This is a genomic window from Nocardia sp. bgisy118 (genome assembly GCF_057708605.1).
In genome coordinates, this window is sequence record NZ_JBYISM010000016.1 from 146,210 (window position 1) to 170,886 (window position 24,677).

Annotated in this window: 24 protein-coding genes; 23 read left to right on the forward strand and 1 reads right to left on the reverse strand. The window is 68.7% G+C overall.

From position 1 onward, the window contains the following. The first annotated feature begins 73 nt into the window (after positions 1–73). From AC3EO7_RS20700 to AC3EO7_RS20765, 14 genes are all read left to right on the forward strand, one after another. The gene (locus tag AC3EO7_RS20700) at positions 74–1,579 is read left to right on the forward strand and encodes a cutinase family protein (RefSeq protein ID WP_435592127.1); all 1,506 of its coding nucleotides are present in this window, start codon (positions 74–76) and stop codon (positions 1,577–1,579) included. A gap of 125 nt (positions 1,580–1,704) precedes the next feature. Further along, on the forward strand, positions 1,705–2,445 hold the full coding sequence (locus AC3EO7_RS20705) for a DUF8176 domain-containing protein (RefSeq protein WP_435592128.1): 741 nt from the start codon (positions 1,705–1,707) through the stop codon (positions 2,443–2,445). A gap of 3 nt (positions 2,446–2,448) precedes the next feature. Further along, a complete protein-coding gene (locus AC3EO7_RS20710; RefSeq protein WP_435592129.1) occupies positions 2,449–3,129 on the forward strand; it encodes a CpaE/TadZ family protein in 681 nt (226 codons plus the stop codon). Beyond that, complete coding sequence (locus AC3EO7_RS20715) at positions 3,126–3,422, forward strand: hypothetical protein (RefSeq protein ID WP_435592130.1); 297 nt, start codon at positions 3,126–3,128, stop codon at positions 3,420–3,422. Before AC3EO7_RS20710 ends, AC3EO7_RS20715 begins: the two co-directional genes overlap by 4 nt. 138 nt (positions 3,423–3,560) lie before the next feature. Beyond that, positions 3,561–4,391 (forward strand): alpha/beta fold hydrolase, encoded by an 831-nt coding sequence (locus AC3EO7_RS20720; RefSeq protein WP_435592131.1) that lies wholly within the window; start codon positions 3,561–3,563, stop codon positions 4,389–4,391. After that, a complete protein-coding gene (locus AC3EO7_RS20725) occupies positions 4,385–4,618 on the forward strand; it encodes a hypothetical protein (protein WP_435592132.1) in 234 nt (77 codons plus the stop codon). Before AC3EO7_RS20720 ends, AC3EO7_RS20725 begins: the two co-directional genes overlap by 7 nt. Positions 4,619–4,637: 19 nt before the next feature. Beyond that, a complete protein-coding gene (locus AC3EO7_RS20730; protein ID WP_435592133.1) occupies positions 4,638–5,279 on the forward strand; it encodes a DUF8175 domain-containg protein in 642 nt (213 codons plus the stop codon). 12 nt (positions 5,280–5,291) lie between these two features. Next, positions 5,292–6,089, forward strand: coding sequence for a DUF8175 domain-containg protein (locus AC3EO7_RS20735; RefSeq protein WP_435592134.1), 798 nt, complete (start codon positions 5,292–5,294; stop codon positions 6,087–6,089). Continuing rightward, complete coding sequence (locus AC3EO7_RS20740; RefSeq protein ID WP_435592135.1) at positions 6,071–7,519, forward strand: TrbL/VirB6 family protein; 1,449 nt, start codon at positions 6,071–6,073, stop codon at positions 7,517–7,519. The genes AC3EO7_RS20735 and AC3EO7_RS20740 overlap by 19 nt, the downstream gene beginning before the upstream one ends. Continuing rightward, positions 7,516–8,988: an SCO6880 family protein gene (locus AC3EO7_RS20745; RefSeq protein WP_435592136.1), complete on the forward strand. Its 1,473-nt coding sequence runs from the start codon at positions 7,516–7,518 to the stop codon at positions 8,986–8,988. Before AC3EO7_RS20740 ends, AC3EO7_RS20745 begins: the two co-directional genes overlap by 4 nt. Continuing rightward, entirely contained in the window at positions 8,985–10,694 is a 1,710-nt protein-coding gene (locus AC3EO7_RS20750) for a hypothetical protein (protein ID WP_435592137.1), read from the forward strand. Before AC3EO7_RS20745 ends, AC3EO7_RS20750 begins: the two co-directional genes overlap by 4 nt. Before the next feature lie 9 nt (positions 10,695–10,703). Next, positions 10,704–11,834 (forward strand): C40 family peptidase, encoded by a 1,131-nt coding sequence (locus AC3EO7_RS20755; protein WP_435592138.1) that lies wholly within the window; start codon positions 10,704–10,706, stop codon positions 11,832–11,834. 62 nt (positions 11,835–11,896) lie between these two features. Further along, positions 11,897–12,499, forward strand: a complete 603-nt coding sequence (locus tag AC3EO7_RS20760; protein ID WP_435592139.1) for a hypothetical protein — start codon at positions 11,897–11,899, stop codon at positions 12,497–12,499. After that, positions 12,496–13,035 carry a hypothetical protein gene (locus AC3EO7_RS20765; RefSeq protein WP_435592140.1) on the forward strand — a complete coding sequence of 180 codons (540 nt, stop codon included), beginning with the start codon at positions 12,496–12,498 and terminating at the stop codon, positions 13,033–13,035. The genes AC3EO7_RS20760 and AC3EO7_RS20765 overlap by 4 nt, the downstream gene beginning before the upstream one ends. Before the next feature lie 17 nt (positions 13,036–13,052). Here the strand turns inward: AC3EO7_RS20765 and AC3EO7_RS20770 are convergent, their stop codons facing one another. Beyond that, positions 13,053–14,255, reverse strand: a complete 1,203-nt coding sequence (locus AC3EO7_RS20770) for an IS110 family RNA-guided transposase (RefSeq protein ID WP_435592141.1) — start codon at positions 14,253–14,255, stop codon at positions 13,053–13,055. A 104-nt stretch (positions 14,256–14,359) separates the two neighbouring features. Between AC3EO7_RS20770 and AC3EO7_RS20775 the strand changes: the two genes are divergently transcribed. The 9 genes from AC3EO7_RS20775 (at position 14,360) to AC3EO7_RS20815 (ending at position 24,424) form a co-directional block, all read left to right on the forward strand. Further along, complete coding sequence (locus tag AC3EO7_RS20775) at positions 14,360–15,478, forward strand: coiled-coil domain-containing protein (protein ID WP_435592142.1); 1,119 nt, start codon at positions 14,360–14,362, stop codon at positions 15,476–15,478. A 40-nt stretch (positions 15,479–15,518) separates the two neighbouring features. Further along, on the forward strand, positions 15,519–16,421 hold the full coding sequence (locus AC3EO7_RS20780; protein WP_435592143.1) for a hypothetical protein: 903 nt from the start codon (positions 15,519–15,521) through the stop codon (positions 16,419–16,421). Positions 16,422–16,481: 60 nt separating this feature from the next. Further along, positions 16,482–17,414: a hypothetical protein gene (locus tag AC3EO7_RS20785; protein WP_435592144.1), complete on the forward strand. Its 933-nt coding sequence runs from the start codon at positions 16,482–16,484 to the stop codon at positions 17,412–17,414. Positions 17,415–17,425: 11 nt separating this feature from the next. Further along, positions 17,426–18,424: a hypothetical protein gene (locus AC3EO7_RS20790; RefSeq protein ID WP_435592145.1), complete on the forward strand. Its 999-nt coding sequence runs from the start codon at positions 17,426–17,428 to the stop codon at positions 18,422–18,424. Between the two features lie 264 nt (positions 18,425–18,688). Continuing rightward, positions 18,689–19,780, forward strand: coding sequence for a hypothetical protein (locus tag AC3EO7_RS20795; protein ID WP_435592146.1), 1,092 nt, complete (start codon positions 18,689–18,691; stop codon positions 19,778–19,780). A 45-nt stretch (positions 19,781–19,825) separates the two neighbouring features. After that, a complete protein-coding gene (locus tag AC3EO7_RS20800; RefSeq protein ID WP_435592147.1) occupies positions 19,826–21,697 on the forward strand; it encodes a type IV secretory system conjugative DNA transfer family protein in 1,872 nt (623 codons plus the stop codon). Then, positions 21,694–22,581 carry a DUF4913 domain-containing protein gene (locus AC3EO7_RS20805; RefSeq protein WP_435592148.1) on the forward strand — a complete coding sequence of 296 codons (888 nt, stop codon included), beginning with the start codon at positions 21,694–21,696 and terminating at the stop codon, positions 22,579–22,581. Before AC3EO7_RS20800 ends, AC3EO7_RS20805 begins: the two co-directional genes overlap by 4 nt. Next, positions 22,578–23,483: a hypothetical protein gene (locus AC3EO7_RS20810; protein WP_435592149.1), complete on the forward strand. Its 906-nt coding sequence runs from the start codon at positions 22,578–22,580 to the stop codon at positions 23,481–23,483. The genes AC3EO7_RS20805 and AC3EO7_RS20810 overlap by 4 nt, the downstream gene beginning before the upstream one ends. After that, complete coding sequence (locus tag AC3EO7_RS20815; protein WP_435592150.1) at positions 23,480–24,424, forward strand: hypothetical protein; 945 nt, start codon at positions 23,480–23,482, stop codon at positions 24,422–24,424. Before AC3EO7_RS20810 ends, AC3EO7_RS20815 begins: the two co-directional genes overlap by 4 nt. Positions 24,425–24,677: the final 253 nt, after the last annotated feature.

Sequence of the window (24,677 nt, forward strand, 5' to 3'; positions counted from 1 at the left end):
TCGCCTGCCCGCACCCGAAGACCCCTCGCTGAGGGTGCGGGCAGGCAACCCGATCGAGATCGAGGTAATCACCGTGTACTGCAGAAACTTCCAACCCGCGACCAGGCGACTACGCCGTGTTCTGGCGGTGGTGGTGAGCTCTGCTGCGATCTCGACAACGGTCCTCGGCAACGTCCACGCCGACCCGGATGTGCCGATGGGCAAAACCTGCCCCTCCCTGTATGTCCTGGGCGTCCAGGGCGGGCAAGAGTCCTCGCCAGGTGTCGCGTCCACCAGCGACTCTGGTGCGTTGGGGCAGGTCTTCGGGCCGATGGCTGCTGCGGCAGGAGAGCTCGTCCAACGGGCCTACGTCCCCTACGGCCGCGAATCCGGCCGTGCCCAGCCGCCGTACGACGAAGCGATCACCGCGGCGGCGGAACAGCTCGAGCAGATGGCCAGCGAAGTCCTCACCCGCTGCCCGACTACCAAGATCGCCGCCGCCGGCTACGCCCACGGCGCACCCGCTGTATCGACTTTCGCCCACCACGTCGGCACCGGTACCGCGAGGGTCAGCGCGGACCAAGTCGCGGCGATCGCGTTGCTGGCCAACCCCGACCGAGCAGCGAGCACTGCGGTGCTGCCTGGATCCGGATCGACCACACCATCCGCGGCGCCCGGCATGGCGGGGGAGAAGGTCTCGGCGATCACGCTCACCAACCCCGCCCTAGCAGGGGCGGGGATCACCGCCGCACCGCCGCAGAACTACGGCGCGTTGACCGGCCGGGTCGCCGACCTGTGCGTTCCCGGCGATGCCACCTGCGACACCCCGACCGGCTCACCGCTGGTGACAACAGTCGCCAACATCGCCGCTCGATCCGACCTGCGCGACCCAATTGCGGCGATTTCCACTGTCGTGCAGTCACTTTCGGCAACCGTCTACACCACTGCGGTCGGTGTGGTCAACGAGGACCTGACCGGCACGAGCTTGGACCAACTGTCCTACCAACCAGAAAAAACGCTCGGTGAGCGCATCGCTCAAGCCTCCCAACCGAATTCCACACCACCCGGGCCGCACGAAGCGTTGGCCGCGCTGTTCAGAATCGGCAGCATCGGCCTGAACGCCGTGATCTCGGTGGCGCAGAGAGTGTTCACCCCTGCCACGGTCGCGGAGCTGGCCACGGTTGGTTTGGCCAATCCGTGGGCGGCGGTCGCGGCGCTGGGCGCGAAACTTGCGGGCGCGGTGGTGGAGTTGGTGCCGCCGCAGACAGCCAGCCGCTGGGTCAACGACGCGTTCACCGCGATCACCTCCACGATCACCGACCCCGGTGAGCTCTACACGCTGTCCGCCTCAGCCCAGTACAGCGACACCACCGGCCGCCACGGCTCCTACCGCAGTGTCCCGGCCACACCGCAGGGCCGCTCGACCTTCGCGGTGACAGCGGACTGGTTCACCGCCGCAGCGCGCGACCTCGCTGCCACAACCGGGGGTTCGGGTGCCGCCACGCCGAAGCCGCTTCCCCGCCTCACCACGTCCACACCATCCCACTCGACTAGCAGCGCGCCCGCGGCGACGTCCACCCCGCACGGCGGGCCGCCCTGAACCCCTTCGGGCGGAAGACCGATCAGCTGTCTCGGGCCCGTGAGCGCTGATTACCCCGGCACTTCCGCCCGAAGGGCCCCACCGATCCACCCGAACACCGAACGCCGAGGAGGTGACCACCAGCCATGGCCGACATCCACACCCCACACCCGCAACCCGACATCTCTCCCCAGCACGGCTCGGGATGGATCGAACGCACCGAACCGGCTGTCCTCCAGGCAGTTCCCACCGACGACAGCACAGAGCACCCCGCCGGTGGCGCAAGCGAGTGGCGGTGGGTGGCACACCCACCCACCGCTGCGCCTGCTGCCCGCACCGGTGTCCGCAGCACCTGGTTGCCGCGGCTGCCGCGGCGTGTATGGCTGATCCTGCTCACCGCGCTCGGTGTCGCCGCGGTGCTCGTGGTCGCCGGGATCGTTTCGATCGCCGACCGCGATTACACGCCAGCGGTGATCCCGACGCTGACCGCGAGCCCCCCGACCACCACTACATCGGCTGCGGCCGGGGCGTGTGCGGGTCTGTCCGGTCAGATCGTCACCGACGGTCCAGGGGACATCCACAGTCCGGCGGGGGTGATCGCGGCGTTCGAGCACGCCTACTACGTGCAGCGTAACGCCGAGGCCGCGCTGCGGCTGATCGCACCGGAAGTCGGGATCATTCCCGAGGCATTGGCCGCCGGTATCGCCTCCATCCCGCCGGGCACCGTCCACTGCGTGGCGATCACCCCGATCGCCGACGGTGCGGCCGATGTGCATCTGGTGGAGCTGCATCCGGACGGGCAGCGCATCGATTACCTGCAACTGATCAACCTCGGCCACAACCCAGACGGCGCCACGGTGATTTCCAACATCCAGAAGCGGGGCTGAACCGTGGCCGCACCGCTGCATCTGCACACCGCCGGCGACCACGCTCCGCAACTCGGCGCGGACCGTCGCTTCGATCCCGACACGATCACCGCACCCGCGGCCGAGCGCAGAGCGCCGGTCCGTGAGGAGCCGCTGCCCACCACCGGAGCGCATCCGCCGTTGTTCGCGGTGCTCGGCGCCCACGGTGGGGCCGGGACCTCGACTCTGGCGCGATGGTGGGCTCCCGCTGCCGACACCGGCCTGGCCTGGCCCGCCTCACCCGCGACCACCCAGCGAGTCCTGGTTGCGGCGCGACTGTGCATGCCGGGGCTGACCGCGGCCGCCGAGCGGCTTCGGGAATGGCATGCCGGGCTGGCCCCCGACGGAGTCACCGTCCTCGGCTTGGTGCTGTCGGCGGCGCGGCCCGGGAAGGTTCCCGCCGCGGTGCGCCGCTACCGCGGTGTCGTCGCCGAGCTGGCGGAGACGGTCTACGAGATCGGCTGGCACGACGAGTTGGTCGTGCGGGAACTGGGCGAGCTGGCGCAGTACATCCCCTTCGACCCACCGCCTCGCAGGCGTCGGCACGCTCTGCTGAGCGAAGCAGTCCCCGCCGACGTGCACACCGCAGGCACGCAAATCATCACCCACCTGGTCGCCAACCGCACAACTGCTGCGGCACAACCTGATTTGGAGCAACCGTCATGACCACCGCCTCCGCGGTCGGCGAGACGCTGACCGTCCTCGCGCAGGAAATCAGGATCACCCCCACCGAACCGCCGGGGGCTCCACAGCTGCTCAACCTGGTCAACTACCTGTCTTGGCTGGTCATGCTCGCCGGGATCGCCTCGCTGATCTACGCGGGCGGGAAATTCGGGTGGGAACGCTTCCACGGCGGAGCGGTCGAATCTCCCAAGATCATCCTCGGAGCACTGGTCGGCGGCATCATCGCCACCGGCGCTGGCGGGATCATGAACGCCGTCGTCACCGGAGGCGCATAACCCATGCCCGCCAACCGGAACCATCCCCACCTATATACAGCCGCGCGGTACGGAACACCCAGCCCCGGCCAGAGCTCTGCCCCCGTAGCGATCGGCTCACCCGGACCGGCCACACGCGTAGAGGCCGAGCAGGTGAACGTGGCTGTCTCGGACGGGATCTCGTTGTCGGCGACACGTCTGGGGCCGGTCTGGTCCCCGGCGAGCGTGGTCTACATTCCCGGACTGCTCACCGACTCCACCTACTGGACGTCGCTGACCGGCCACCTGCACGCTCGCCTCGGCGGCGGCATCACCCAGATCGTCTACTCGCGCCCGCAACGCCACCTCTACGACAAGACTGAAGCCCGTTCGGTCTTGCCGGTGCTGGTCGAGGACCTTGACACGATCCTGACCCTCGCCCATGGTGCGGTGATCCTAGTCGCGCACTCGGCCGGATCGCTCCTGGTGAACGCCTGGACTCAGCACTATCCGCGCCAGGCTGCCGCATTGGCGGGACTGGTCCTGCTCAACCCGTGGCCGGACCTCCGCGACGTCACCACACTGGTGGACAGCCTGGCTTCGCGCGGGTCTCCACGACGCGAACATCTCCTGCTCGCCGAGCTGACCCGCCACCTCTACGACCCACCCAGCCACCATGGTCCTCTCCGCCGCAGCCGCGTCGAGACGAGCACGGCAGGAATTGATGCCCTCGGTGCGGCGCTGTTGACTTCCGATCTCACCCCGTTCACCGCCGAGGTGGTCAGCATCGTGCGCCGTATCCCGACGTGGGTCTTGGCCGGGCGATCCGATCCGATCATCGCACCGCGGCGCGCAGAGGCGTTGGCCGAACGTCTGTGGGCCGACTACGACACCATTCCCGGTGCCGGGCACTCCCTTCCGCACGCCGACCCCGCCCGAGCCGCCGAGCCGATCATCGCCGCACTCGAAGTCGCCTACCGCGACCACCAGCACGGGAGGGCGTCGTGGTGATCGCCGAACCACTTCCCGCGCAGGTCCTTTCGCCGTTGACGCAGCTGCTGGGCTGGCTGGCGTGGCTGGTGCTGCTGCTGTGCATCGGCCGCGCGGTCTGGGTCGCGGGGCTGCTCGCGATCCGCAGCTACCGCGAAGAAGGCGTCGAAGGACTCCTCGGCGCGCTGCTCGGCGCGGCCTTACTCGGTGCCGCCAGTTCGATCGCCCTCGCTGTGCTTCCCAACTGACTTGCCTACCAGGAGAATTGTGAACACCACCCGCCCCCACCGTCTCGGCGTCATCGCCGTGCTGGCCTTCACCGGGCCCATCGCCGCCGCCGGGCTCCTCGCCTGCACCAGCGAGGACACCATCTCGTCGACCCCGACACCTTCGTCGGTCGCGATCGCGACACCTCCGACGGGGATGGCGTGGCGGCCCTTCCAAGGCATCGAGTTGCCGGTCGCCGATCAAGGCCCGCGCCGCACCGAAGGGCCGGTGGCGGGTGGGTTTGACCGGTCCCCGGCCGGTGCGGCGCTGGCGGCGATCCACGCGACGGTGCGGATGTCGATCGCCACCGACAGCCAATGGGCCGCGGTCGGTCAGCAGATGCTCGCTTCCGGGCCAGGCCGCGATGCCTGGGCCACCGCACGAGCCCAGATCTCGATCACCACCCCCATCGCCGAGGGCGCACCGAAGATCCTGGGCTACCAGATAACCCGCTACGCCCTCGACTCCACCGATGTCGAAATCTACAGCCTGCATCCGGACAACTCGCTGACCCGCAACAGCACCCAAGTGCTGTGGCAGCGCGAGGACTGGCGGCTGCGACTGCCCGATGACGCCACCACCAGCCCAGTCACCACTGTCCCGGGAGCACCGGCCGACATGGTCACGTTCACGCCTCGATGAGGAGCCGCCGACATGAAATCCCAACGCCTACTGATCATCCTGCTCGTCAGCATCAGCGTCGTCGTGATCGCCGCGTTCGTGGTCACCATCACCCGCGACGACCAGCCTCGCGACCTCCCAGCCGATCCCGGACACGGCCCCACCGAACGCACCTACCCCGAACCGCCGCCGACGACCGCGCTGCTGCCGCCGAGCACCGACCTGTTCGGCAACCGCCTCGAAACCCCCGCAACTGAGACCGGTGTTGTTCTGCCCCAAGACTTCACTGCCCGGCCCGACCCGGCACGCCCCAACTACCTGAGCGCGCCGCCGGCGCGGATCCAGTGGCAGCGCGGGTGGGGCGGTGCGGCATTGCCATTCTCGAGTAGCGACGGCCCCACCGCGGTCTACGACGGCGTCGCGATCGCGTTCGCGCGCACACCACAAGGCGCAGCGCTGGCCGCCTTCGACGCGATGGCACGAGCCCTATCCGCGCCGGAAGGCGTCTGGCAGCAGGTGGTGCGTGAACGCTACTACGGCGGCGGCCAACCCCTGCTGGACCGATTCGCCCGCTCCCGGCGCACCATCGGCGCGGCCCGCTACGTCGTGGTCCCCGACGGCGTGCGAATCCAACCCGGCTACGCCGACGACCTCGCCGTCGTGCAGTTCGCCACCCGCGACGACATCGGCTACACGGTCGCGACCTGGCCGATGACCTGGATCGACGGCGACTGGCGCGTCCGTGTCCCCGACAACATCGAAACCCTCTGGGGACCAGGGACCTCGGCAGCAACCTTGACGGGATTCGGGTCATGGAAGGCACAGCCATGACCCACCGCACCCTCGCCTACACCACCCACGGCGCCGAAAGCTGGCGAACACAGCTACCCGGACCCAACCTCTGCGACTTGCCCCTCGGACCACGACAAGCCTGCCAAGAACTCCAGCAAACCGCCACCGAGGCCGCGAGCTCGGTACTCGACGACCTGGCGGACACGATGCTCGACGGCTTCGCTAGCGGACTCCGGCTGGCGATGACGTGGTGGACCACGATCCCGGCTCCGGAATTGGCAGGCGCGCAGGGCGAGCCTGGCGCGGCGCTGTCTGCGATTCGCGACTACACCAGCGGTCTGCAGGTGGTGTTACTCACGGCAGGGATCATGTTCGCCGCGGCGCGCCTGGCGTTGGCCAAGCGCGGCGGCGTGGCCGGTGAGGCGCAGGAGAGCTTCTTGATGCTGGCGCGAGCGGTGTTCGCGTCGATGACCTTCGCGGCGGTGATCGCCGCCGGGACACGGGCGGGCGATGCGTTCGCGCAATGGGTGATCTTCGACTCCAGCAGCGGAGATTGGGCAGGCGCGGTCAACCGGCTGACCGATTTCGACGGCGAAACCCGTTCTGGGCTGGGGACGGGAATTTTGCTTCTGGTAGCGGTCCTGGGCGCCATCAGCATGCTGATCCAGCTGGTGATGCTGGTGATCCGGCAAGCGCTGCTGATCGTGGTCGTCGCGGTGATCCCGATGGCCGCTGCCGCATCCGGAACCGGTCCTGGGTCGCAGGCCTACAAGCGGCTGTTGGCGTGGTCGCTGGCGTTCGTGCTGTGGAAACCGGTCGGTGCGCTGGTGTACGCGATCGCGTTCGCGGTGATCGGCAACGAGGATCAACGCGACCCGCAGCTGGTGCTGCTGGGGTTGATTCTGCTGGTGATGAGCGTGGTCGTCCTGCCCGCTCTGATCCGACTGGTTGCCCCCGCGGTCGCGACACTCGGCGGTGGTGGCGGCGCGACGGCAGTGCTGGCCGGTGGCGCGGCCGGTGTGGCGATGGCTTCGATCGGTGGACGTTCGGAGGGACGCAAGGTCAGCGAAGGCGAGAACGCGCCCAACGGATCACCACCGAACAGCCCGTCCGGATCGTCTGGTGGTGGCGGGGGACGCTCGATGTCTGCCGGGGGTGGTGGTGGTTCGGCGGGTGTCAGCGCCGGCGGCGGCTCCAGCGGCCCTGGGCCCGGCCCCACCGGCGGTGGAGGAGGCGGAGTGCGCCCAAACGACGGTGCGGCGAAGTCGGCAGGTGCAACTGCTCGTGGTGGCGGTGGCGCGGTAGCTGGCGCCGCTGGTGCGGGCCCGGCTGGTGCGGCGGTGATGGGGGCGCAGATCGGTGCGGGTCTCGCGCAGCAGGGTGTGTCCGCCATCGATAGCCAGGTGCGTGATGCCAGCGAGGCCGGGTGGGATCCGGACGCCCTCGGCCCGGGGGAGGTGCGGCGATGACCGCACGCATGTACGGCCGGTGGGAACGGCCCCGATCGGCCGGGTTCTTCGGCCTCACCTGGGGTGTGTCGATGCTCGGGCTGGCGTTGATCGTCATGGTGATGGTGGCGTTCATGCTCACCCGATCCCTGACTGTGGCGGGTGGGATGATCGCGGTCGCGGCGGTGGTGTTCACGCCATTGGCGATCACCCGCAACGGCCGCAGTGGCTGGGAAATCGTGTTGCTGCGCATGCAATTCGCCGCCGCCCAAACCCGGGGCGAGCACGTCTACCGCAGCGGTCGGTTCTCCAGAATCCCCGGTGTCGCGAAACTTCCTGGGCTGCTGGCTGATTCGCGGCTCAGTGAGTACGAGACCGCGGGTGGGAAGCGGTTCGCGATGATCCACATCCGCCGCAGCGACCACTACACGGTCGTGCTGCGGGTGATCCCGCGCGGTAAGGAGCTCGTCGACCAGGCCCAGATCGATGCCTGGATCGAAGGGTACGGCCAGTTCCTGGCCACGCAGAGCCGTGGCGGGGAAGTGGTGGCGGTGACCGCGGTGCTGGAGAACACCGTCGAGACCCGGCTCAAGCAAGCGCGTGAGGTCGCGCGCCTGGTCCGTCCGGATGCCCCGGCGTATGCGCAGGCGGTGATGCGGGAAGCCGCCGCCGACCTCGGCGGGGTCGGAGTGCGGATCGAAGCACGTATCGCGATCACCTACCGCGCGATTGGCAAGGGCCGCATTCGTCGCGATGAAGCCGAGCAGGCCCGCGAGATCGGGCAACGCCTGCAGGGAGTCCTGTCCCAGCTCGCCCGCGCCGGGCTTCCGGCGACCCCGTTGCAGGCGTGGGAAGTGCTGGGGTTGGTGCGCACTCGCTACGACCTGGCCGCGCAACGCGATGTGGAAGCCGCGGGCGCGGACATTACCGGCAGCCAGTCGTGGGACTCGGTCGGGCCCGTCGCCCATCAGGATCGGTGGGACCACTACCTGCACGACGGCGCGCGCTCGATCACCTGGGAGATGGACGCCGCTCCGCGTGGGGCGGTGATGGAAACCGTGCTCGAAGAGCTGCTGCGCCCGCGCGCGGACATCCCGCGCAAGCGGGTCGCGATCATCTACCGGCTGCACTCGGCGGCCGAGGCCACCAGCCTCGTGGACTCCGATTTCCGCGATGCTGTCGCCGCGGAGCAGACCGAACGCGGTATCTCGACGGCCTCGGCGCGTATCCGGGTCGCCAACACCCAAGCCGCGCGTGAGGAGCAAGCCCGCGGCGCCGGATTGACGCGGTTCGGGGTGCTGGTGACGGTGACCGATCACCTCGATGGGGATCTGCCCGGGATCGAAGCCTCGGTCAAGGGCATGGCCGCGGCCTCGCGGTTGGCGGTGCGTCGCTGCTACGGCAGTCAAGCCGCCGCCTTCGCCGCCTCGCTCGGGATCGGGTTGATCCTGCCCGAGCACACCTCGATCTCCAAGCGGGTGTCGGCATGAGTCCCAAGCCGTCCCGATCCGCACGACCGGCGCGTACCGAGACCGTCGCGGGCGTGCGTGTGCTCAGTTCCCAGGCGCGTGCCGCGGTCGAGGCCGCGACCGCCCGGCCCGGTCTGCGTGGTTGGCGGGCGCGGCTGGCGATGTCGAGCGATGATCATCGGCGCGTCACCGCCGCGCGCCGCGCGGAAGATATCGGCGGCGATGGCTTCGACCGATCGCTGGCTACCCTGACCGACCGCGGATATCGCGGGCTCGGTGGTGGCCGCGCCGCCGTCGTCGCGGCCACCCCGGAGTGGCGGGCCACCACCGTCCAAGTCGCCGGATTGTGGCCGTTCAGTGTAGGCGCCAGCGCCCCCACAGTCGGCACACCGGTCGGTGCGCACTACATCACCGGCGCCCCGGTGCATTTCGACCCGATGTCCTGGTTTCTCAAAGGCTTCATCACCGCGCCGATCGCATTCGTGTTGGCGCTCAACGGATTCGGCAAATCCAGCCTGATCCGGCGGATGGTGACCGGTGCGGTCGCGGCCGGGGAGACGGTGCTGTGCATGGGCGACACCAAACCCGACTACCGCGACCTCGTCGAACGCCTCGGTGGTCAGGTCGTCGATGTCGGGTATGGGCACGGCACCCTCAACCCGCTCGACGTCGGAGCCCTCGGCGCGGTCGTGCAGCGGCTCACGGACCCCGATCAACGCCGCCAGGTCACCGCGCGGGTCGAAGCCGGGCAGGTCAACATCGTCGCCGGACTCATCGAGCTAGTGCGCGGGTCGCGGGTCGCCGACTACGAAGAAGTCCTGATCGCCGCAGGGCTTCGCGAACTCTACAGCCCCGCAAGCGGTTTCAGCTACGACAATCCGCCGCTGCTGTCGGACCTGCTTGAGGTCATCTCCGGCGGTGGTGAGCAGCTGCGCCAGTTCGCCGAGGAAGACGACGATGCCACCTACCGGGCCAGCACGAAGACCCTGCGGCGTTCTCTGCGTGCCTTGGTGGAAGGGCCATTCGGAGCGATCTTTAACGGCCCCACCACCACCCGACTGAATTTGTCCAGCCCGGCGGTGTGCGTCGATGTCTCCCGCATTCCCGAGGGCGACACCAAACTGCTGGCCGCGGTGCTGATGGTCTGCTGGAGCGAAGGATTCGGCGCGGTCGCCGCCGCCCACGCACTCGCCGACGCCGGGCTCGCCCCGCCGCGCACGTTCGAAGTCGTCATGGACGAAATCTGGCGCGTGCTCGGGGTGGGGCATTTCATGGTCGATCGCGTCGACGCGTTGACCAGACTCAACCGCACGCTCGGCACCGGGTTGATCATGTGTAGCCACACGATCAAAGACCTCGCAGCCTTCGATTCCCCGGCGGCGCAAGCCAAAGCGGTGGGCTTCTTCGAACGGGCGCGCGCGAAGTTGATCGGGCCGGTTGGGCCGGAGGAGATCAACCGCATCCGCAGCGCGGTGGGCATCACCGACACAGAAAAACTGCTCGTCACCTCCTGGGCCGCGCCGCGGCCGCCCAGCGACGACGACCTCGACCCCTCACGGCGTGAAACACCGCCCGGCACAGGATGTTTCCTGCTCAAGACCGGGGAGGCGAACGAGCCCGGGATCGCGTTCCGGATGGTGTTCACTCCGAGCGAGCGCGAGGCGGATGTGCACAACACCAACCGTCGCTTCGACAACCTCCCCACCGCCGGTGAGGCGAGCAGGTGATGAGTGCCCATGGACACTTCCTCGCGCGCGGTGATCGCCACCGCCCTCGGCCTACCCGCGGTACTGCTGCTGTTGTTACTCATTGCCGTCGGCGCCGACCCTTCCTTGACCTGCGCGACACCCCCGGTCTCCGAGGGCGCAGCCGGGGTGAGTGGTCCGACCGGGCAGACGGTGGAAGGACTGTCAGAGCGGCAGTTGCAGCTGGCCCGCAACGGGGTGGCGATCGGCCGCCAGCGTGGGATGCCCGAGCCGGTGATCATCGCCGAGCTGGCCGCCCAGGCCACCGAATCCAGCTTCCGCAATCTCGCCAACCCGGCGGTGCCGGAGTCGTTGAACTACGCCAACGACGGTTTGGGCTTCGACCACGACTCGGTCGGCCCGCACCAGATGCGCGCCAGCGTCTGGGGATCGGTCGGCATCGCGATGCTGATGGATCCGGTCTATCAGATCAACTGGTTCTACGACCGCGCCGAAGCCCTCGGAACTCGGGCAGGTGCGATGTCCCCGGCCGAGCTCGCCCAGGAGATCGAACGGTCGGCACCGAACGCCTACAGCGGACAGTTGGAGCTGGCGCGCCGGTTGTATGCGTTGTTCGCCGACATCGACCCGGCCTCGATGCCCCGAACCCCAGCCGGGGCACCGGCGGCGGGATGCGGGCCGAACGGCTCCGGCACACCCCTGCCCGGCGAGGCGAGCGAGTTTGGGCGCGCGGTGATCGAGCACGCGTCCCGCTGGATGGGCACCCCGTATGTGTGGGGCGGCGGCGATGTGAACGGCCCGACCGGCGGCGGATTCGACTGCTCCGGGCTGACCTTGTATGCGGTCTACCACGCCTCGGGTGGGCGTATTCGGTTGCCGCACTACACCCAAGCCCAGCAAGACCACCCCACCGCGCAAGTGATTCCGTTCGCCGAGCGGGCGCCGGGGGACCTGATCTTCTTCACCGCCCGAGGCGACGCCGATTCCCATCACGTCGGCATCTACTACGGCCGCGACGACCAGGGTCGCGACCTGCTGCTGCACGCCCCGCAGTCCGGGCAAACGGTCACCCTCACCCCGCTGTCGGCGTGGGACGGCGAGCACATCGACGTGCGCCGCTACTCGAATCCCGACACCAGCCTCCCAGGAGGTCGCACATGAACACCCACCGCGTATCGAGATCAGTCGCCGGTAGCCGAATCACGCCGGAGAAGGTCGTGCGCGTGCGCGTCGCCGACCTGCGAAAGCTTACCAGGAAGCGGCAATTCGACCAGATCGCGATCCAACACGGCTTCACCGACTCCGCCAGCTTCGAGCGGTTCGTGACCGCGTTACACGATGTCGCGGGGATCGACTACGAAGGATTGCGCCAGGTCGAGGCCGCGCGGCGCAGCGTGCACCGCCGACTGGTGGCCATGGCGCGGCGCGGGCCGCAGCTGATGTTGTGGTCGGCGGCCACCATGGATGCCTTCACCATCTGCCGGGCCGACGGCCGAGTCATCTGGCATGACCGCTTTGCGCCCGACTACCCGGTTGCTACCGGCGTTGCCGCTGCGGAAGCCTCGGCACGGCAAGCGATTTGGCTCGCGGGGCAAGCCCGCTGCCAATGGGGTGCCGAAGCCGCCACCCTGCACCTGGTCCTAGCCCGCAGCCGCGGGGTGGAACTGATCAAGCTGCACGAGGCCGCGGTCGCCGCCGCGCTGGTGCTGGAGGTGACCACCGATCCGGTGCACCACCCCGCCGCCGAACAATGCACCCGCCCCACCTTCATCGACTGGTGCGGTACCGATCTGGGCGGGCTGCTCGAGTCCCAGGAACCGGCATGAGCAGAACAATTCTCGTCATCACGGCGGCCGTGGTGCTCTCCAGCTTGGCGGGGTGCTCGTCCACCACTCCCGACACCACGGCGCCCACCCCGTACCAATGCCGCGCCGATCGGTTCGCCCCGCCTTTCCACGAGCTGGATCCGTGCCAGGCCGAGGCGGTCCTGACCGCTGCGGTGAGCACGATCTTCGGCTACCGCTCGCGTGAGCACGCCGACCAGCGCGGTGCGTTCCGCGCCGCGTATCCGCTGATGGACCCGCGGTTCGCCGACCAGGCCGAACCTTCGGCGCTGGTGTGGGCGCCGATCACCGCCGAGCAATTCCAGGCATGGCAGCGTGATGACACCGAGCTCACTACCAGCGTGCGGGTCTCAGAGGACGATCACGGGCCCGACACCGCCACCACCGCCGATCGGGTCCTGGCCGTGTCGGTCGAACCGGCCGGCCAGGCGCGGATCGTGTTCGCCGTCTACGCCCACGCGTGGCGGGTCAGCGCGAGCTCGGCGTGGCTGCTGACAGGACTGCAGGTGCGGGCGTGAGTTCCCTGAGTCAACCCCTATGCGGCGCGTTGTTGTGGGAGTGGTTCTCGCAGGGTTGGGTCGTAGCTGGTTTTGGTGCGCCAGCAGGCCCAGATGATGCGCAGCCAGGCGCGGCCGAGGGTGCAGATGGCGTGGGGGTGTCGTTGACCGCGGTTGCGGGCGGCGGTGTATCGCTGATCGGCCCAGGGGCTGGCCCTGCGGCTGTTGTCGATCCAGGTGATCAGGGCTTGTCGGGCGCGGTGGTTGGTGGCGTGTCGGAAAGCGACGGTATGGACTTTGCCGGAGGCTCGGGTGACTGGCGCGAGCCCTGTTTCGGCGGCGAGTTGGTCGAAGCTGGTGACGCGTTCGAGGATCGGGCCGACCTCGCCGATGATCTGGGCGAGGTTGAGCACTCCGACGCGCGGCAGACTGGCCAGCAGCGCCGCGTATGGGTGGGCGGTGACGGCGTCACGGATGAGGATGTCGAGTTCGTCGAGGCGCTGTTGGAGCGAGGCCATGACTTCGGTTTGGGTGCTGGTGAGCTGAGCGATCACGGTTTGGCTGAGCCGGCTGGCGGGGGTGGGTGCCGAGCGCAGCCGGGCGAGGAGTTCGGTGCCGCTGCGGCGGCCGCTGTAGCTGTGGCGACGGCAGAACCTGTCGAGCTGGGCAGCGGTGAGCCGGGACGCGGATTCGGGGTTGGGGTAGCGGCGCAGGAACGCTGTGGCGATGTCGGAGTTGAGTTTGGCGAAGATCGTGTTCGCGCCCGGCCAGTGCATGTCGAGCAGGGCGGTGAGCTGATTGACCGCGGTAATGCGTTGTTCGAGAACATCGGCGCGCAACCGGGTCAATGCCTGCAACTCGAGGGTTTGCGGCAGCGTCGGCGCCAGGGCGGGCAGTCGATGGGCGTCGGTGCGCAGATAGTCGGCGAGTTTGAACGCGTCGCCGGGGTCGTTCTTGGCGCGCGCCGCGCCCCAACGCGGTCGGGCAGCATGAAAAGCGTTGGGGTGCACCGGAATCACCGAGTGACCGGCGGCGAGCAGCCGGTCGACCACGAGCCCGCGAGTGGTTTCGATGATCACCGCGAGATCCGTCGCCGCACCGTGAGTGCCCAGCCGCCGCAACGCCTCGGCGATGCCGTCTTCGGTGTGGGCCACCGCGAATCGGTCGATGCATCCGCCTTCGGAGTCGAGTACGGACACTTCGTGGGCACTGCAGCCCCAGTCCCAGCCGACGAACGCCAAGGTTGCACTCCTTCGAGGTCGATGAACCACCTCGTCGGAATCGAGGGCCGCCGCCGGAAGCTCATTGATCGGCCCTCTGCGGGGCATGTCCCTGACGCCGGTCTATGGCCCTCGGCCCGGTGGGGCTGGCAATACTCACGCTGGCCATCGGATGGCACGCGACGCTGGCCATGCACCCACCGGAACCGAGAGGTAACAACCCTAACTGTTCGGGCTGCAGAAGGGATGGTGCCCCAATGAGCGGGGATCCGGTCGAAGAAAGCAGCCAGGTTGTTCGCCAGGGTTTTGTTCAAGCGTTGCAGACCGCGCACACCACCGCTGCGCTGATGCGCGGGCGCGGTGGGGAATCCCGGTCGAAGGCCGAACATGTTCAACGCATGCACGATGCCGAGGCCAAGGAACAACGCTCCGCTCTCGAGCACTGGATCCGCGTGCGAGATTCCATCGAGTCGGCCGACCAGGAACGGGCATTGAATTCCGCCAGGGTTGAGGAAGTCCGTGCCCGGACCTGGCGTGGCGGACAGTTGTACGAGCTGGACAAGAAGCACAAGGAACGCCAGATCGAGCGGGCCGATGAAGACCTGGCCCGTCGCAATGCGGCGGGGAGGTTGGAACGCAAGCAGAAAAAGAAGCTCCACAAGCATCAGGTCGACGGCTACGTCAACCGGGAAGCCCGCGCGGTCGAGGTGCATGAGCTGGAGGTCGAGTACAAGCAGCTGCTCATCGACATCCGTCGCCGCGCGGCTGGTTTCGCCGACTCGCTGACCGAGCAGGGTGATGCCGGGGCCGCGATGGGTTCGGCGGCGGCGTTCGCCAACGCTCAGACGGCCGAGGGTCTGTCGGATCAGCATCAGCAGGACGCGGCCGCCTACCGGGCGCGGCTTGCCGAGGACGCCGGTCTCGATGTCGACGACTTCGAGGCTCTGGCCGACCTCGCGGCCGAGTGGGAGCAGGCCGGGCCATGGCGGGGGGCGCTCGATGATGTTGCCGGGCTGACCGAACAGCTGAGCTTCGCCACGCAGCTCGAGCACGACACCGGCGACGTCGTAGTCGACGCCGAGGTTCTCGACACCGGGGCCCTCGACGGCTCGCGCATCGAGGCAGCCGTCGAGGCCGCGGGGTTGACCGGTGTGGACTACGACGCGGTCATCGACGTGGACATCGAATTCGATCCGGTCGAGATCCCGCTGGGGCCCGTGCCGGACGCGGGGGTCGAGCGATGAACACACCGACGGTTGCGCTGCGGCTGGGCGGGTGCCGGTGATGGACGCTCCGACTCCGTTACAGGCGCATCTGCTCAAAGCGATCCAGAACCTCGCCAACGACAACCAGCAGCTGCGGGTGCGGGCTCGCACCGCCAGCCAGTCGGATACGTCGCCCGAGATGCTGCGCACCCTCGACATCGGTGAGCGCTCCGGTGAACAACTCGAAACCACCGCGGTCGCGATCGGGGCACCCAAGGCGTGGATCGACTACGCCCGCGCCGCCGGGCAACGCGGGGTGCTGTGGCAGCCGGGACAGGTGATGCTCGGCTCCGGGCACGTGCCGCGCCACACGCTGATCGCCGCGCTTTCCCGGGAAACGCACGGGTTGCAGGACATGGCCGGTGTCCATGCCGCCTACATCAGCCGGGGCGACCTGGGCGGTGGTCCGGTTGCGGAATTTCGGCGGGTCATGGGTATGACTTGGCAGCGCCTCGGCGCGGTCTCCCACGCCTTGACGCTGAGCCAGGAGGAACGCCATCAGGTCTGGCAGCGCGGGCGCCAGCAATGGTCCACGGTCGTCGCCGCGCAGGTACGCGACTATCCCGACCAGGAACTGGTGAGGCGCTGGAATCAGGTGGCGGGCATGGAGTTTCCCGTGGTGGCCGCGCCGGTCCTGGTCCTGCAATGGGCTGGAATCACCAACGAAGATTCCGCCGCCCAGATGCCGATCTCCCCGGACCGCATGGTTGAGCTCGCTGCCACCGCGCTCAGCGAACACACCCCGGACGCCCGGCGGCTGACCGTCACCGACCCGGGCCGCGACCACGAGACCGCAACGGCGATCAACGCCGCGATCGACGCCGCCGGACTCACAGCTCTGCCAGGGAAATCCGACCTCGCCGAGGAGGCGGTGGAACCCGCACATCCACCACGTGAGCTCGACGCCGGGCGAGGGCTATAGCCGGTCCTCGTAGCTCGAAAACTACTGCACACCAACGCTTTACATGGAAAGGCAAACGACGTGAATCAACCACTACCGGAGCTGGAACGATTACCGGGCTGGAAGGTGCGGTTGCTCGAACGCATCCAGAACCTCTCCGCCGTTCACGCTCAGGTGCTGATGCAGGGGCATCCGGAATATCACCCGCATTACGGCGAGGGGGATATCCCGATCCAAAGCTGGCGGGCGCATCTGCGGGCGTTGGAGGCCGACCGCGGCGAGATCGAGATCCACGCTACCGCCGTCGGGGTGCCTGCCACGGCGATCGCCGAGGCGCAGGCGGCGGGGCAGCGGGGCCTGCAATGGGACGAGGTTTCCCATGCCGTGCCCACGCTGCGGCACGGCGAGGACCCGGTTCGCCACATGGTCGATGGAATCGCCTCGGATGTGTGGCAGCTCGAGCACATGGCCGTGATCAGCGTGGAGCACCGGCTGCGCGGGTTCGACGGCCGGGTGGCACGTGATGCCGGGGCCGACGCGCAGTTCGACGCGAACATGGTCGCGTTGTGGGCGCGCGCCAACACCACCGCCCACGTGATCGGTTTGACCGCCGAGGAGGGCAGCCAGTTGTGGGAGCGTGACCGGGCGGGGTGGCAGCACCTGGCAGGGGTGGTGCGGGGCTACGACGACGCCGAACTGCACGAGCGGTGGCGCACCTACGCCTGGCCCGGAATCGAACAGCAAGCCCGCCGGGGCAGTGATCACCTCGTCTTCGCTCACCAAACCCACGCCGAGCTCGACCTCGCACCACCGACCCCGCATGTGCTGATCCATCGCGCGACCGAAGCGATCTCCACGATCGATCCCACGATGTCGACTACTACCGCGGAGATCGGGTCAGCGGTCGGGGCTGCACTCCCCGATGACTCGGGCCGGGATTGGGTCAGCGAAGCCGGTGCTGAAACAGACCACCGGACAACCGATTCCGGTCCAGAGCCCGGCTACGAGCTCTGAAGGACGCGGCGATGACCACCCCCGATTCCTCACCCCCGGACACTGTGGTCGGCTGGCAAGCCCAGCTTTTGTTGCGGATCCGGATGCTGGCCGCCGAACACACCCGTGTCCGCAACGCGGGCTACGAGACCACCGAGGACCCCGCGCTCAACGAAGAGCACCGCGCCGCCTACCTAGCACACCTGGACACCCTCGAAGCCGAGCGCGAGCAGGCCGAACAGACCGCGCTGAGCGCGGGGCTCGATCCCACCTGGGTCGAAGACATCCGCGAACTCGGCACCCGCGATGCCCACCCACCCATCCGGTCCGCCACTCGCCACGCACCCGCGCGCGACAATGCCGCCCAGGAGATGTATGTCGACATGCTCGGACTGGATTTGTGGCATCTGGAACGCATGGCCAGCCTGTCCGCCGCGCGCTCGGACCGTATAGCCACCGGCCGGTGGAGCTTCGGCGCCAACCCGATCGCCGAACAACGCTTCGCCGACAACATGCAGCTGCGCCACCAACGCGTCACCGCACTGGCCCACGCCGCCGAGATCACCCCAGCCGAAGCCGAAACCCTCTGGGGCGCTGGTGCCGAAGGCGCGCGCCGCGGCCATGCCCTGTATGTCGAAACCCACGAAGAGCTCAGTGTGGTCGCCGAATGGAACGCCTACGCCATCGCCAGCCCGGATCTGGCGATCCCGCCCTACCTTCCCGCCGAGTCCGCTACCGCCACCCCCACCGCTGGCGCGCACACCTCGCCGCCGACGCCGCAGCAGATGATCGACGCCGCCAGCGCCTCGCTGCGCGCGCGCTTCGTCGACGCCGCATTGTCCGACAGCGGTGTGATCGACGACCTCACCGCCGACCGCACCGCCATCACCACCGCGATCGAGGCCGCGCTGCCCGATGGCGGCGGCGACGCCGCGCTGCCCGTCGGCGACACCGCCGGGGCCGGTGAGCTCGACTATCCCGCCGACTCATACGAGCCTCGCCTCGCGACCGATCTCGGCACCGAGATATGACCACGACACCCCGAAAGGATTCGCTGCGAACCGACCGACTGAAACCTGATTGTGCCTAACGCTTTTCGTTGACGTCTGGTTACGGGCCAACAGACCGTGACGTCGAACCATCACTGCCGGGACATTCCTGCGCCGCACCACCACTTGGCGGTCGCCTGGCGCTACGCCTTCCACTTTCCGGAGGTCGTCGATGTCCACCACCACCGCATCACCACACCTGTCCCACTCAGCGGTGCACGTTGAGCTGGAGCCGAGGGCTCGGGCATGAGCTGGCCCGATCCGCCCCGCGGACCCACCGATCCCGCCTACTGGCGCGAGGCCGCGACCAGCCTCGAAGCCGAGGTCCGCGCCGATTTCTCGCGCTACTACCAGCTGCGGCTGATCGCCCCGCACAGCGAGACTCCTGAACAGAGGCGCGAACTCACCGCCCGCGCTGACGAGCTGGCTGCCAAGCACGGCCGCCACGAATCGGTCGAGGCTCGCACGTTGTGGGGGCAGATGCAGGCCGCGATCTCAGGGTGGGAAATCCGCCCCGAAACCACCCGTCAGTTGTTCAACCGCCTCGATCAAGCGCAAGCGGTCGGTGATCTACCCGTCGATGAGATGGTGTGGCGCAACCTGCGCCAGGCCGCCGAACTCACCGGCCACCTCGAAACCACCGTCACCGGCTCAGACCAGGACGGTGCTCGCTGGCAGCCACCGCAGCGCTCCCTCACACGGGAGGCGGAGCGCCCCACCCTGTTCGACCGGGCTCTCGGTGGGCGCGGGCCCGAGCTGACCACCCTGACCGAGGTCGACGCGGTCATCGCCGAAACCGATCGGCTGCTGGCGATCGAAGAAGAACTCGGCGACCTCGACCGCGGCACCCACGAGCACACCGACTTGCTGCCCGAGCGCCTGCGTCCGGCACCAGGCGCTGACACATACACCGGCGAACCCGACCGCGAGCCCGCGCAGATCGCCGCGCTGCGCGAGGTGCAGGACTTCACTGCCGAGCACGCGCGGCTGGTCGAGAACTGGGAGGGCTCACCAGAACACGATCAAGCCCACATCGCGCGCCTGGAATCCCTGCTCGCCGCGGCGCGCACCGCGCGGATGAACGCCGCCGACGCCGGGGTGGCGCTGGCCGATATCGAAGCGGTCTACCTCGCCGGGCGCGAGGGCACCTACTGGCACCAACAACCCGGTGACCGGCAGCTCAGCGAACCGGACCCACTCCCAGAAGCAGCCGAGATCGAAGCCGCGATCGAGGCCGCGATGCCCGAGGGCGAGGCCGCCGACTGGAGCACCGAGCACGCCGAGGACGCCACCGCCGTGGTGGCGCACCGCGACCTCGGCGTCGACGTCGCCTCGTGAAAACCACTGCACCCCAACGCAACCCACAACCAAGGAGTTCTGACCATGATCTCGACCCGGGAAACGCGCCGCCGCACCAAACGCGGGATCGGTGAGGAAACCGCGCTACTGCTGCTGGCCCTGGCGGTGATCGTCGTGGCGCTGATGGCGTGGGCGGCCCTGTGCGTGGGTAGCTGGTGGGCCGGGCAACCCGTCATCGCCCACCCATCCCGCGCGCTGCTGGCGGTCATCTCCGGGCAACACCGGTGGCCCTGGCAGTCCAGCGTGCTGCTGGTCGCCTTCCTCGCCGCGGGCATCGCCGCGGCGGCGGCCGGGTGGCGAGCGCTGTCGGCAGGTAGCGAAATCGATGCTGCCGCGCGCACCATGCAACGCCCCGGCCAGATCCGGCTCGCACGAGCACGCGACAACGCCGCCGCCAACCGGCGGCTGCTGCGCGACGCCGACCCCGCCACCCAAGCGATGAAAGGCCCACCCCTCGGAAGAACCGTGATCGGCGGGGTTGAGCTGTATGTACCCGCCGAGCTCGGTGTCACGATCGCGGCGGGCACCCGCACCGGCAAGACCATGGCCTGGGCGATTCCCGCGGTACTGGCGGCGTGGGGGCCGTGCCTGGCGACGTCGAACAAGCCAGACCTATACCGCCACACCCTTTCTGGGCGCGAACAGCGCGGCTGGATCTGGCTGTGCGACCTGCAGGCGGTCACCGGGAAGGTCGAGTGCGGATTCTGGGTGAACCTGCTCGCCCAAGTCGATAACTTGCCCGCGGCGCGCAAGCTGGCCGGGTTCTTCGTCTCCGCGGCCTCCGGCTCAGCCTCCCAAGCCGCAAATGCCAAGGTGGACAGTTATTTCGATGGCGGCGCACAGGAGCTGCTGGCGCTGTACATGTATGCCGCCGCCTGCGCCGACGGGGACCTGCTGCACGTGGCCGAATGGCTCGGACGCGACCAGGACCAGACTCCCGCGCTGATCTTGCGCAGCTACGGCCACGACCGACCGGCCGAACGCATCCTCGAATCCCAGGCCCTCTACGCCCGCCAACGTGACGGCCTCTACGACATGGCGCGCCGCTACCTCAACGTGCTCACCGACGAGGGCTACGCCCAGATGGTCACCCCACCCCGTCGACAGAAATTGCAGGTGCAGGACAAACCCGACAAGAACGCGCTAGGCAAGACCCGCCTGGTCGTGGTCACAACCGCACAGGCTCAGACCCACTTCTTGCCGGAGTTCAAACCGAGTCAATTCGTCACCTCCACCGACACGCTGTATGCGCTGTCGATGGCCGGACCCGATGGTGCGACCCCGCTGACCTCGGCACTGGTCGGCCAAATCCTCGAAGCCGCACTCGATGCCGCGCGCGCCCGCCCCGATGGGCGGTTGACGGTGCCACTGCTGGGAGTGCTCGATGAGGCCGCCAACTGCGCGCGACTGGCTGAACTCCCGACCTACTACACCTACGCCGGGGGCTGCGGAATCATCCTCATGACCATCCTCCAGGTCTTGGAGCAAGGCGAAGACCTGTGGGGGGCAAATGGTTTGAAGACGATGCGCGCCCAATCGATCGAGGTCTACGGCGGCGGAATCGCCGCGACCGACTACCTCGAGCATTGGGCGGCGATGACCGGACCCCACGATGTGGCCGACCGCTCCCGCAGCCACGGCACCCAAGGCGTCCAACGCAGCCTGTCCTGGCGCTCCGAGCCCAACCTGGACGTCGCCCTGCTCGCCGCGTTGCCCAAGGACCGCGCCCTGGTACGGCTGCCGGGCCACGGTCCGGTGGTGGTGCGCAAGATCTGGTGGCAAGACACCGAATACGCGCCCCTGATCCTGAAATCGTTGGCGCGCTTCGACAAAGCCGCCCAACCGATCGCCCTGCCCAGCAACAGTAGCGATCCCGCGGCGGGGCAGCAGCCATGACCAGCCCAACCCCGCCCGCCGCAGCCGGAAAGAAGTCCCAGCCGCCGAAGCCGCCGCAGTTCACGCATTTCACCGACTTCGTCGAAGGCTGGCTGCTGCCGGTCATCAGCGTCCGCCTGGCCGAAGCCAACCGCGAGAACACCTACACCTGGTGTTCGCAGTGGTGGGCCCACCGCGCGGTCGCGGTGCGGATGGCCCACCTGCACGCCGCGTTCGAAGCCCAGGGCCGCGCCCGGACCGGCAACGCGTTCAGCTCGTACCTGCTGTCCCATGTCGATGCCCATTTCAAGGTCATCCTGGACGCGGCCAACGGACCGCTGCACCGCTGCACCCGCGCCAGCCACGTGCCGACACCGTCGCTGCCGTTCACCCCAGTACCGGCCAGCTGGGGCAACCTCGCGAAAGCCAAGAACAACACCGGCAGCAGGGACGGCGAGGAGAAGAAGCCGCCGCCACGGTTCGCGCATTTCAGCCAGTTCGTCCAGGAGTGGCTGCTGCCGGTCACGTCGGTGCGGATCGCGGCGAATAACCGTGAGGGCCAGTACACGTGGTGTCGGCAGTGGTGGAGCCACCACGGGGTCGCGGTGCGTTTGGCCGGGTTGCACGCGGTGTTCGAAGCCGCGCTGCGCGCCGAGGACAAAATGGCGATGAGCGCGCTGTTCACCCGCCACATCGACCCGCACATGCGCCTGATCCTCGATGCCGCCAACGGACCGCTGCACCGCTGCACGCCCGACCAGCACAACCCCACGCCAGGGCTGCCCACTGTGCCGATCCCCGCGAACTGGTTCGGCACGCCGGGAGCCAAAACTCCGATCGACCGGCTCGGGTTCGGCCCCGACTTCCGTGCACTCGGTAGCAACCCGGCAGCAGGCCGGTCATGAAGGAGCCGACACCAGCGCAGGTCAAGGTGCTCGAAAGCGTGCAGAACCAGTCGGTGCACCTGCGCGCCCTGCACGCCACCGCCACCGAACACCAACAGCGGACCGGTCAACGCCCACCGCCGGAGTGGTATGCCGAGTTCCACCACCACGCCGTCGCGCGCGAGGCCTTGACCGAGGCCGCGCTCGCCGCCGCTGTTCCGCGGGCGTGGATCGACCGCGTCCGTGAGCGGGGCGAGCGTGGCATCACCTGGCACCCGGATCTGTCTCTGCGTGCTCCGGAACCGATCGAGTGGGACCGGGTACTGGACGGTCTCGACCGTGACGTCCAGCGGCTACGCGAATGGACCGCACTCGATGCCGCCCACCACTCCCAGCCCGGCACTGCGGACGGCGCCGGGCTCGACGGCAATCTCCATGCGCTGCACACCCGGACCGTGGGGGTGGCGAACCTGTTCGGCCTCACCGCTGGACAGGGTCGCCAGTTGTGGGGCACTACTCGTGACTGGGTGCAGGCCTCGGTCGCGATGCTCGACGGCGTTCCAGCCGAGGGAATCGCTCAACGCTGGCAGCAAGCCCTGCGCACCGACACCAGCAGCTACGCCCGCCAAGCCACCGCGCTGGCCGACGCCGGAATACCGATCGACACCACCACAGCGCTCCCGCGGCTCGAGAATCTGCGGGCTCGCGTCGCTGCCTCGGTACAGCCACCGCAACCACTGTTCCAGCCCGCGCTCACCGCCGCCGACCAGATCGAGGCCGCCGTCGACGCCGCGAACCTCACCTACAGCCCAGACGTCGACCTCGAATTTGCCACTGCGCCACCGGTATTCAGCGATCCCGAAGGCGCCGACCCCTGGACCGAGATCACGACCCTGCCAACGGCGGACGGGATCGAGCGATGAGCGGCCCGAACGCCGATACGCGCGTTGGCGACCTCCCGCGCGAGCACGCGGTGTTGCTGCGCGAAATCCACCACCTCGCCGCCGAATCCGCGCGACTGCGCCACACCATGCACACCGACAGACTCAGCGCCGCCGACAGCGCCGGGGTACTCGACCAGCTCGGACACCTCGACCGGGAGCGCGAACTCACCGAAATCGCGGCCCGCAGCCAAGGCATCCCACCGAGCTGGGTCGAGCACGCACGCCAAGCCGGACAGACCGGGCGCGCCTGGACCGACGAGCAACTGCTACGGGCACCGACACGCCAGCAGGCAGGCCGTAGAACGGTCAAACGGGTCATCGCCGACGCCGCGCAGCTGGTCGACATGGCCGCGATCACCGCCGCCCGCGAACACCTCCTCACCCTCCACGGCATCGCCAGCGAGCCCGAACCCGCTGCCGCGCAACAACTCCGGCGCAACATGGACGCGCTGTGGACGCGCGCGACCCGTACCGCGGCAGCGATCGGGATGAGCGGACGCGAACGCGCCCGCGCCTTCACCATCACCGACGAGCATTTGCAGCAGCGCACCGAGCAGTACCTGCACTACGGACTCGATGAGCTCAACGCCGAATGGCGCAACCACGCAAGCCCCGCGGTCGCGGCCAGTGTTCGACGTTCACTGTCGAGCCTGCGCCGCGACGCCCGCACGACGAGCTCCTCCACCTCAGAGCTCGATGCCGATCTATCCAAACCCGCGGAGCTGAGATCACGCGCCCGCGCCGTCCTCGGCGAGGCGGTAGCCATGGACCAGGCCGAGTCCGGCCAGGCGACCGAGGCCGCGATCGCCGCCGCCCTACCAGACCAGCTCGCTTCCGACCTGGACGCCGATCCCGGCTTCGACGGCGGCGAGCAGCCGACCACCACCGAGGCCCATCGCGATGCCGGACCAGACCGCTAACCCGGCGCGGCGATCTGGCTTGCCGGAACCAGCCGCCCGCAAACAGGACCCATGCCTGTCGACTCGATCCCCACAGGCGCACACCGACCCGCCCCACGACATGACCAGACCACCACAACGGCGAGACCTTCGCCGACCACCCACCCGGCCCCGCCGGCGACGACCGCACACACGCCCCCGCCGTTCCGCACGAACAGGAATCCCCGCCATGACCCTCACACTTCACCGCAGCGCCCGCCCGGCCGCCGTCCAC

Excerpts from the sequence above, each read along its gene's own strand:
- AC3EO7_RS20705 (WP_435592128.1), top strand. The coding sequence starts at position 1,705 with ATGGCCGACATCCACACCCCACACCCGCAACCCGACATCTCTCCCCAG.
- AC3EO7_RS20715 (WP_435592130.1), top strand. The coding sequence starts at position 3,126 with ATGACCACCGCCTCCGCGGTCGGCGAGACGCTGACCGTCCTCGCGCAG.
- AC3EO7_RS20735 (WP_435592134.1), top strand. The coding sequence starts at position 5,292 with ATGAAATCCCAACGCCTACTGATCATCCTGCTCGTCAGCATCAGCGTC.
- AC3EO7_RS20740 (WP_435592135.1), top strand. The coding sequence starts at position 6,071 with ATGGAAGGCACAGCCATGACCCACCGCACCCTCGCCTACACCACCCAC.
- AC3EO7_RS20745 (WP_435592136.1), top strand. The coding sequence starts at position 7,516 with ATGACCGCACGCATGTACGGCCGGTGGGAACGGCCCCGATCGGCCGGG.
- AC3EO7_RS20750 (WP_435592137.1), top strand. The coding sequence starts at position 8,985 with ATGAGTCCCAAGCCGTCCCGATCCGCACGACCGGCGCGTACCGAGACC.
- AC3EO7_RS20755 (WP_435592138.1), top strand. The coding sequence starts at position 10,704 with ATGGACACTTCCTCGCGCGCGGTGATCGCCACCGCCCTCGGCCTACCC.
- AC3EO7_RS20765 (WP_435592140.1), top strand. The coding sequence starts at position 12,496 with ATGAGCAGAACAATTCTCGTCATCACGGCGGCCGTGGTGCTCTCCAGC.
- AC3EO7_RS20775 (WP_435592142.1), top strand. The coding sequence starts at position 14,360 with ATGGCCCTCGGCCCGGTGGGGCTGGCAATACTCACGCTGGCCATCGGA.
- AC3EO7_RS20780 (WP_435592143.1), top strand. The coding sequence starts at position 15,519 with ATGGACGCTCCGACTCCGTTACAGGCGCATCTGCTCAAAGCGATCCAG.
- AC3EO7_RS20790 (WP_435592145.1), top strand. The coding sequence starts at position 17,426 with ATGACCACCCCCGATTCCTCACCCCCGGACACTGTGGTCGGCTGGCAA.
- AC3EO7_RS20795 (WP_435592146.1), top strand. The coding sequence starts at position 18,689 with ATGAGCTGGCCCGATCCGCCCCGCGGACCCACCGATCCCGCCTACTGG.
- AC3EO7_RS20800 (WP_435592147.1), top strand. The coding sequence starts at position 19,826 with ATGATCTCGACCCGGGAAACGCGCCGCCGCACCAAACGCGGGATCGGT.
- AC3EO7_RS20805 (WP_435592148.1), top strand. The coding sequence starts at position 21,694 with ATGACCAGCCCAACCCCGCCCGCCGCAGCCGGAAAGAAGTCCCAGCCG.
- AC3EO7_RS20810 (WP_435592149.1), top strand. The coding sequence starts at position 22,578 with ATGAAGGAGCCGACACCAGCGCAGGTCAAGGTGCTCGAAAGCGTGCAG.
- AC3EO7_RS20815 (WP_435592150.1), top strand. The coding sequence starts at position 23,480 with ATGAGCGGCCCGAACGCCGATACGCGCGTTGGCGACCTCCCGCGCGAG.